Annotated in this window: 1 protein-coding gene; it reads right to left on the reverse strand. The window is 45.9% G+C overall.

What is annotated here, in order from left to right; translation table 11 throughout:
• Window positions 1–651 (reverse strand): BspA family leucine-rich repeat surface protein (locus HMPREF9304_RS13755; RefSeq protein ID WP_156104739.1); only part of this gene is annotated, 651 nt, incomplete at both ends.

Consider the following 651-nt stretch of genomic DNA (forward strand, 5'->3'; position numbering starts at 1 on the left):
AGCGATGTCAATGCCTGGCAGCCAGAGAACATACCGCTCATGTTGCTGACGTTTTCGGTGTTAAGGTTTCGTATGCCCTCAATGTCTTGCAAATTGATGCAATATTCGAACCAAGATAGGGTACTGGTGGGACGGTACTTGGAAAAGGAAATGTCAAACACAACGTGCTTAATATTTTTCTGGGGTGTACTATAATAACCTGCCCAACCGGGGATATACCAGGGGTAGCTGGGCATATTGTAGATGCGTTCATAATTCTGACGGGTGCTGCACTGATTGTCATAATAAAAAGTGAGCGTTTGGTCGGGTGTTAATACGGCATAAGCCTCTGCTGGCTCAGGCAGGCTTGTGAAGTAACCTGTGGTGGGGTTAGCCATCTCAATGCCCGTTTTGCTTGCGTCGAACGAAGTGTTGGTACCTTTCAGTTGCGTACAGTTTTTAAACATATCATCTCCAACTTTGTAACCAACCTTCCAGTTACTGTTGCAGAAAATAGTGGTCAGTGAAGTGCAGTCCAAGAACATGCCGTACATGCCGGTGACGTTTTGGGTATTGAATTTGCTCACATCGAGCGATGTCAATGCCTTGCAGCCTTCGAACATACCGCTCATGTTGCTGACGTTTTGGGTATTGAATTTGCTCACATCAAGC

This window comes from Hoylesella timonensis S9-PR14 (genome assembly GCF_000762405.1).
Classification (GTDB): Bacteria; Bacteroidota; Bacteroidia; order Bacteroidales; family Bacteroidaceae; genus Prevotella; species Prevotella timonensis_A.